Annotated in this window: 4 protein-coding genes and 1 pseudogene; all 5 read right to left on the bottom strand. The window is 74.7% G+C overall.

The genetic code is table 11. The features are described 5' to 3' along the window. A pseudogene (locus EAD98_RS26020) lies at positions 1-523 on the bottom strand (transglutaminase domain-containing protein); the annotation flags it as partial. A gap of 128 nt (positions 524-651) precedes the next feature. Beyond that, complete coding sequence (locus EAD98_RS26015; protein ID WP_121656618.1) at positions 652-1,851, bottom strand: DUF58 domain-containing protein; 1,200 nt, start codon at positions 1,849-1,851, stop codon at positions 652-654. Positions 1,852-1,865: 14 nt separating this feature from the next. Next, a complete protein-coding gene (locus tag EAD98_RS26010) occupies positions 1,866-2,861 on the bottom strand; it encodes a MoxR family ATPase (RefSeq protein WP_121656617.1) in 996 nt (331 codons plus the stop codon). A gap of 28 nt (positions 2,862-2,889) precedes the next feature. Continuing rightward, entirely contained in the window at positions 2,890-5,496 is a 2,607-nt protein-coding gene (locus EAD98_RS26005; protein WP_121656619.1) for a fibronectin type III domain-containing protein, read from the bottom strand. A gap of 172 nt (positions 5,497-5,668) precedes the next feature. Then, the gene (locus tag EAD98_RS31700) at positions 5,669-6,883 is read right to left on the bottom strand and encodes a hypothetical protein (protein ID WP_233583977.1); all 1,215 of its coding nucleotides are present in this window, start codon (positions 6,881-6,883) and stop codon (positions 5,669-5,671) included. Between the last annotated feature and the right edge of the window lie 933 nt (positions 6,884-7,816).

Genomic DNA, 7,816 nt, shown 5'->3' with positions numbered 1-7,816 from the left:
GGGCGACCGCGACGAACGCCACCGTCGCCCCGATCGCCGGTTCGGCGTTCGGGCCGACCACGTAGAGGGCGGCGGCGTAGAGCCCCGCCGCCGGCAGGTATCCCAGCAGCACCCGACCGGTGCGCAACGCCACCTCGGCGCCGGCCAGCCCGGCCAGCCACGCCGCGACCACCGGCATCAGCACCGTGTCCGGCGTGGGCTCGACCGGAATCATCGCGGTGAGCAGTCGGGGGATGCCGTTGCGCGCGGCGTCCGCGGTCACCTCCAGCAGGCTGCCCGGCAGGTCGGCGCGGGTCGCGGACAGCCGCAGCGACCACAGTGTCCAGCCGGCCATCGCGGCCACCGACACCGGTGCCACCAGCCAGGAGGGCAGCCGCCGGGCGGCCACACTGACCAGCACCGAACCGGCCGCGGCGCCGATGACCAGGAGGGTCAGCAGGTCTCCGGCGTACACCCGACCGAGCACCACCCCGGCGAGCGAGGTCAGCCCGATCAGCGCCAGCGGGACGACGGCGGCCCGCAGTGCCCGCCCGACCCGGCCGGGCCAGCTCCGCCGCGCCGGGCCCTCGATCGGCGGCGTGCCCGCGCTCGTCCCGGGCCCCGCCGGACCGGCGGTGGTCGCCGGGGCCGGTCTCTGCCGGCCGACGCCCGTCACCACCGGCGCACCCCGTCCCACTCGGCGGCGAACTGCGCGCCGTCGGCCGCGTCGACCACCACCAGGCCCGCCGCGCCGGGCGGCGTCGGCTCGGCCGCGCCGAACACCCCGACCACCACCGACGGGTACGCGCCGCGCAGCGCGCCCACGTGCCCCAGCTCGCCACGGCCACCCGGCCCGGTCAGGAAGATCAGCGTGTCGCCGAGCCGGTCCTGGCGCAGTCGGGTGGTGGCGGCGCGCAGCGCGTCGTCGTCACCGGAGAGCTCCGCGGCGGCCAGGCGGTCCAGCGGCCCCAGTGGACCGTCATCGCCGTCCACCGCGCTGTCGGCACGGTCGCCGCGCCCCTGCTCGGGCGACGTGGCCAGCTCCACGGCGACCAGCACCAACAGCACCGGCAGGTCCGCGCGGTGCGCGGCGGTGACGACCGACGCCGCCGCCTCACAGGCCGACTCGAACGACTCCGCCACCCCGTTCACCCGGTCGGGATGCGCGGCGACGCGGTTGTCCAGCAGCACCACCAGGCGGGGCAGGCTCGTGTCCACGTTCTCCCGCACCATCAGCTCGCCGACACGGGCGCTGGTGCGCCAGTGCACCCGGCGCAGCTCGTCGCCCACCACGTACTCCCGCAACGAGTCGAACGTGATCGACCCGTGCGGAACCCCGTCCACCCGGCCGTCGAGGCTGCGCCCCGCACCGGTGGGCACCGCCGTCAGCGGATGGACCCTGGGATGCACCCACACCGGCGTGCTCGCGCCGTACGGGCGGGCCAGCGCCACCAGGCCCAGCGGGTCGCGCCGGGTCACCCGCAGCGGCCCGACCGGCACCACCCCACGGCGGTGGGTCGGCACGTCGTAGCGGACCTCGGTGTCCCGGCCGGGCCGCAGGCGTAGCAGCGGCACCGGCACCGTGCGGTCTCCACACCGGTCCTCGGCCAGCAGGTTCGCCGAGCGCAGCCGGCCGGTGTTGCGCACGGTCAGCGTCATGCTCGCCGGTTCGCCGCGGGCCACCCGGTCCGGGTCCGCCCGCCGCGTCACCGTCAGCCGGGGCCGCCAGGCCGCGGTCAGCGCCGCGTAGCCGACGGCCGCGCCGGCCGCCGCCCCCAGCAGCGTCAACTCGGGGTACGCGAACCGGAAGCCCACCCCGAGCAGGACGACGGCGGCGACGAGCAGCCCGACCCCGCGGGCGGTGATCCCCATGCCGCTGCTGCCGGTCAGCCCTGCACCGGCGCCGGCTGCCCCGACGGCAGCGGCACCGGCACCGAGGCGACGGCCTGGCGCAGCACCTCCGCGGCGGTCATCCCGCGCACCTGGGCGTCCGGGGTGAGCAGCAGCCGGTGCGCGAACACCGGTTCGGCGAGCGCCTTCAGGTCCTCCGGCATGATCCAACCTCGCCCGTCGATCAGCGCGTACGCGCACGCGGCGCGGGTCAGCGCGATGACGCCCCGGGGGCTGACCCCGACGCGTACGTGCTGGTGGGCGCGGGTGGCGGCGGCCAGCCGGACCGCGTACGCGTAGAGCGGCTCGGCGATGTGCACCCGGCGGGCCATCCGCACCATCTCCCCGACGGTGGCGGTGTCGGTGACCGGAGTGAGCGCCTCGGGGGACCGGACGGTCGCGCCGCGCAGCACCTCGATCTCGACGGCCTCATCCGGGTAGCCGACGGAGAGCTTGACCAGGAAGCGGTCCAGTTGCGCCTCGGGCAGCCGGTAGGTGCCGTCCATCTCCACCGGGTTCTGCGTGGCGACCACCAGGAACGGCGCGGGCACCGGGTGCCGGACCCCGTCCACGGTGACGGTGCGCTCCTCCATCACCTCGAGCAGCGCCGACTGGGTCTTCGGCGACGCCCGGTTGATCTCGTCGGCGATGACGATGTTGGCGAAGACCGGCCCGGGATGGAACTCGAAGTCCCGGGTCGCCTGGTTGAAGATCGTCACACCGGACACATCGGAGGGGAGCAGGTCGGGAGTGAACTGGATGCGCCGCCACTGACCCTTCACCGTGGCGGCGATGGCCCGCGCCAGGGTCGTCTTGCCGACGCCGGGCACGTCCTCCAGGAGCACGTGACCCTGCGCGAACAGCGCGGTCAGCGCCAGCCGGACCACCTGCGGCTTGCCGAGCACCACCGCGTTGACGTTCTCGGCCAGCCGGGCGGCCAGCGCGGCGAAGCCCTGCACCTCCGGCTGGGCGAGCGGCTCGTGGGTGTTCACGGTCGGTGGTGCTCCTTGCCTGGCTGGTTCAGCAGGTGGGCAGGACGTCGATGTTGTCGCCGCCCTCCAGGTTGAGCCAGGCCCAGGGGATGTAGTTCTTTCCCTTGTAGTCGACCTGCACCCACCAGGTGCTGCGCTTGTCGTTGTTGTAGATGTAGGCGAAGACCTCTTCGCCCGACTTCTTGCAGTACGCCTTCAACCGGTGGCCGTTCGGCACCCAGCCGGCCTGCTGGTCGTTGTCCTGGCGGGTGACCTTGAAGATCTCGTTGCCGTTGCGATCCCCCGGAATCTCCCGAGTGCAGTAGCTCGCCTCCGGACCCGACGCCCCGTTGCGGCAGGTCGCGATGCCGTACAGCGCGTCGGTGGTCTGCGCCCTGGTGGCGGTGCCCTTGCCGGCGGCGTTGCTGGCGGTCACCGTGAACGTGTACTTCGTGCCCGGCGTCAGCCCCGGCACCGTGATGCTGGAGCACGCCCCGGCCTTCGCCGGCTCACCCGGCGTACTCACCGAACAGGTCGCCTTGCCGCCGCCGGCGTCCACGGTGAACGTGACGGTCGCCGAGGTTGCGGTGGCCGACGAGCCGGTGACCGTGACCCGCGGCTCGGCGACCGTGCGGGCGGTGGCGGTGGCCTCCGGGCCGGGCCCCGCCTCGTTGACGGCCTTCACCTTCACCGTGACGTTCTGGCCGTTGCCCAACCCGGTGACGGTGGTCCGGGTGTCGGTCACCTCGCTGCTGCGTCCACCGACGTCCACCAGGTACTTCGTCACCGGTCGGCCGTTCGCCTCGGCCGGCTCCCACTGCACGGTGATCGCGCCCGGCTGCGCGGCGACCGTGCCGGCCCGCAGATCGCCCGGCCGACCGGGCGCCGCGAACGGCACCACCGTGTTGCTGACCGGCGAGGCCGCCGAACCGGCGCCCTTGTCGTTGACCGCGACCACGGTGAACGCGTACTGGGTGCCGTATTCCAGCTCCCCGGCGGGCACCACCAGCTCCGTCTTCGTCGACTCGCCGGCCGGCGCGTTCGTCCCCGCCGAGCTGGCCGTCACCGCGTACTTCGCGATCTTGTTGCCCTGCCCGTTCGCCGCCGGCCACTTCACCAGCACGGTGCCGTCCGGCCGCTCCTGCGCCGTCACGCTGGCCGGCGGATCGGGCACGGCAGCCGTGGGGGTGACCGGGTTGCTGCTGCGCGACGGACCGTCGCCCTTGGCGTTCACGGCGTTCACCGCGAACCGGTACGTCTCGCCGTTGGTCAGCCCCTTGACCTCCACCGCGCGCTGATTGGCACCGACCTCCAGGCGCTGGCCGGCGCCCTGCACCACGTACTTCATGATCTCGGCGCCGTTCGCGGCGGCCGGCCGCCAGCTCACCCGGGCCTGGGCGTTGCCGGCGGCGGCGGTGACGCTGCGCGGCGCGCTCGGCTTGCCCACCCGGGGCTTTTTCGGCGGGGGCGGCGGCGGGGGAGCAGGCGGCGGGTCCCCGCCGAGCACGTCGTTGGCGTACTTGTTGACCTCGCGCACCTGGTGCTTGTCGTCCACCACCCGGGCAGTCGCCGAATCGGGCGAGTTGATGAACAGGTGGTTCTCCCGCACCTCCAGCTCCAGCGGCCCGTTCGCCCGGCCGCGGATGGTGTCGACCAACTGGCCGCCGGAGTCGAAGGAGTAGATGGTGCCGGTGGCCTCGTCGGCGCAGTAGAACCGGTCCGCCCAGGCCACCGCCGCGCTGAGCCGGTCGCCGTCGCCCGGCACGGTGAACGCCCGCTCCTCGCCGACGTCACCCACCACCAGCACCCGCCGCTCGGCGGACACGGTGACCGGGACACGCGGGCCGCTGGTGCGGGCCGGCAGCGCCGCCGGACCGGTCAGCTTCAGCGACGTCAGATGCACCTCGCCGCGCTGTACCCGCACCAGCTTCCCGGCGGTGCGGTCGAGCACCGCCACACCGTCGTCCAGCGTGGAGACCACCAGCTCGTGGCTGGCCTCGGCGACGTCGTACGTCTCGACCCGCTCCGGGCTGAGCCCGCCACCGGCCGGCGCGGCCGACGCCGGCGCGGACGGCAGCTTCGCGGCCGTGACCGCCGACACCGTGCCCTCGCTGGGGACCGCGATCCAGAGCCGGCCCTCTCCGTCGAAGGTGCCGCCGGTGATGCCCGGCGGGTAGCGGACCGGCTCGCCGACCGGGGCCAGCGACCGCGGGTCGAGCTGGCGCACGATGCCCTGCACGGCGTCGACGACGAACGCCGCGTCCTCGTGCAGGGCGACACTCACGCCCAGCCCGGGGGTGGTCCGGGTGGTCGCGGTGAGCTGCAGGGTGGCCAGGTCCAGTGAGCTGACCTGCCCGGACTGCAGGTCACGCAGGATCAGCAGCCGATCGGTCTGGGTGACCTGCATGGGGTGGCGGCGGGCGTTGGGGACCTCGGTGCGGGTGTCGACGCGAGCGGTGACCCCGTTGACCCGGGCCAGCTCGCTGCGCACCGCGCTCCACAGCCACGAACTCGCGTCGTAGTTGGCCACCGCGTTGTCCGCCGCGCCCAACCCGAGCACGGTCAGCCCCATGGCGGCCAGCAACGCGGTCACCGTGCCGACTGTCACCAGCCCGCCGCGCAACCGGGAACGCGAACGGGGGGCGTCGGTGCGCACGGCGTCCTCGATGCTGGCCACAGCCGGCTGCCTCCCCTGAGTCGTGGCAGGTGGCGCGCCTCGCGGCGACCCCTCCCCTGAGCCGGGTGCCATCATATGGCCCGCCACGTGGCGGGGGAACCCGCACGGTCACCCCTGTGGATACCGAGCGTGTGCGGTGTGGACGCCCAGCTCAGCTCGGCGGAGTGCTGCGTTCCCGCTCGGTGCAGACCTGTCCCGAGGTGGCGAAGCTGTCGGTGGAGTAGACCGCCAGCACCGTGAAGCAGTAGTCCACCCGGGAGTTCAGGCCGTTGACCGTGTAGGTGGTCCGGCCCGGGTCCACGGTGGCCATCACCCCCAGCGCCTGCCCGGCCCGGCCCCCGGCGACCATGAACGGCACCGCACCCTCGGACGGGTCCGTCCACGTCAACGTGATCGTGACCGAGTCGTCCCGCAGCTTCAGATCGCCCGGCGGAGGCCCGGCCGCCGTCGGCGTCGCCGTGGTCGGCGCGGTCCCGGTCGTCGGCGGCGGCGCGTCGTCGCGGTTCAGCACCACCGCGCCCAGGCCGGCCACCGCCACCACGGCCACCCCGGCGGCCACCACCGCGCCGATCAGCGTCCCCCGGCCCCGAACCTTCGACCCTTCATCGGCGTACGCCGGCCGGTACCCGTCCTGGCCCGGGTGGTACTGCTGGCCGGGGTACCGCTGCTGAATCGAAAACTGCTCGGGTGCCGGCGCGGGGGCGACCGGCGGCGGGTAGATCGGGGCCGCGGAGGCCGGTGACACGAAGGGGCCGGGGGTCGGCAGGCCCGCCTCGGGGTACGTGCCAGAAACCGGCGTCGTCGGGGCCGGGTCGGCGCCCGGCGACCAGGCCGACGGCGCCGCCTCGGTCGGACCTTCGACGGGGCGCGGCTGTCGAGTGTTCAGGTCCGGCTGGCCGAGGCCCGGGTCGGGCATCGCCGGACCGTCGCCGGCACGCTCGACGGGCGGGAACATCTCAGTCGGCGCGGACGGCGTCACGCCCGTCGGATGAGCCGGCGCGACCAGCGGCATCGCCGTGGCGCCGGGACCATCCGGCTCGGCCTCGGCGTGCGCTTCGGACCGGCGGCCGTCCACCTGGGACCCGCCCGCCGGGTCGTCGCCGACCGCGGGCAACGGCTGCGGTGGCGCCGTGCGGCTCCACGGTGGCGCGGTCAACCCCCACGGAGGTACGGGCGGCCCGCTCACCGGCGGTGCGGAGATGGGTGGGCCGGACACCGGGTAGTGGTGGCCCGGCGGTGCGGAAACCGGCTGGTCGTAACCCGGCGGCCCCGACACCGGATAGGGGTGGGCCGGCGGCGCGGAGACGGGTGCGCCGTAGCCGGGTGGTCCGGACAAGGGGTAGTGCTGGCTCGGTGGTCCGGACACCGGGTAGTGCTGCGCTGGCGACCCGGACACCGGGTAGTGCTGCGCCGGTGGCCCTGACACGGAGTAGGGCTGACCGGGTGGTCCGGACACCGGATTCGGGTGGCCGGGCACTCCCGACACCGGCTGGGGGTAGCCGGGCGGTCCCGAGACGGGATGGGCGTGGCTGGGCGGCCCCGACACGGGGTAGGGGTGCCCGGGTGGTCCGGACACGGGGTGGTTGTGGTCGGGTGGTCCGGACACGGGGTGGTTGTGGCTGGGTGGTGCGCTCACCGGCTGTGCCGGCTCGGGAGAGGCGCTGACGGCGGACGGTCCGACCGCGACGTTGGTTGATCCGCTCGCCTCGGCCGGCGTGGCGGCGGCCCGGGCCATCTCCTCGGTCAACAGCGGCTCGATCTGCTGTACCTGGATCGTCGGAGTGTCCCACCGGGGAGCCGGAGACGGCGGCACCGCCGGGGCCGGCGACGCGGCTGCCGTCACCTGTGCCGTCGACGCCGGCGTCGACATGGGCGCCGTCACCTGCGGCGTCGGCGTCGGCGTCGGCGTTGGCGCCGTCACCTGCGTCGGCGTCGGCGGCGTCGGCGTTGGCGCCGTCACCTGCGTCGGCGTCGGCGGTGCGTCGACCGCTGGGTGCAGCGGTTGGTCGCTGACCCGCTGGCGGGGCGGTACCGGTGATCCGGACGGCGGTCGGGGTGGCCGCTGGGCGTCGACCGGCTGCTGCGGCTCCGACGGCTGGTTGGCCGGCCGTGGACGAGGTGACGGGTCGACCGGCGGTCGGGCTGGTCCAGGCGGCTGCTCGGTGCGCTGGCGTGGAGGTACGGGAGGCGCCGTGCGCGGGGGCGTAGGAGGTGCCGGCGGCGTAAGAGGCGCCGTGGGCGGGAGCGCGGAAGGTGCTGCCGGCGGTGCGAGGGGTGCCGTAGAAGGGGGAGCGGGAGG

The sequence above is a fragment of the Micromonospora sp. CV4 genome (assembly GCF_003667455.1).
In the GTDB taxonomy this organism is placed as follows: domain Bacteria; phylum Actinomycetota; class Actinomycetes; order Mycobacteriales; family Micromonosporaceae; genus Micromonospora.
Note: the sequence above shows the minus strand (reverse complement) of the source record. Positions and strands in the feature narration are given on the sequence as shown.

Coding starts and splice junctions, on each gene's coding strand:
- EAD98_RS26015 (WP_121656618.1), bottom strand. CDS start 1,851: ATGGGGATCACCGCCCGCGGGGTCGGGCTGCTCGTCGCCGCCGTCGTC.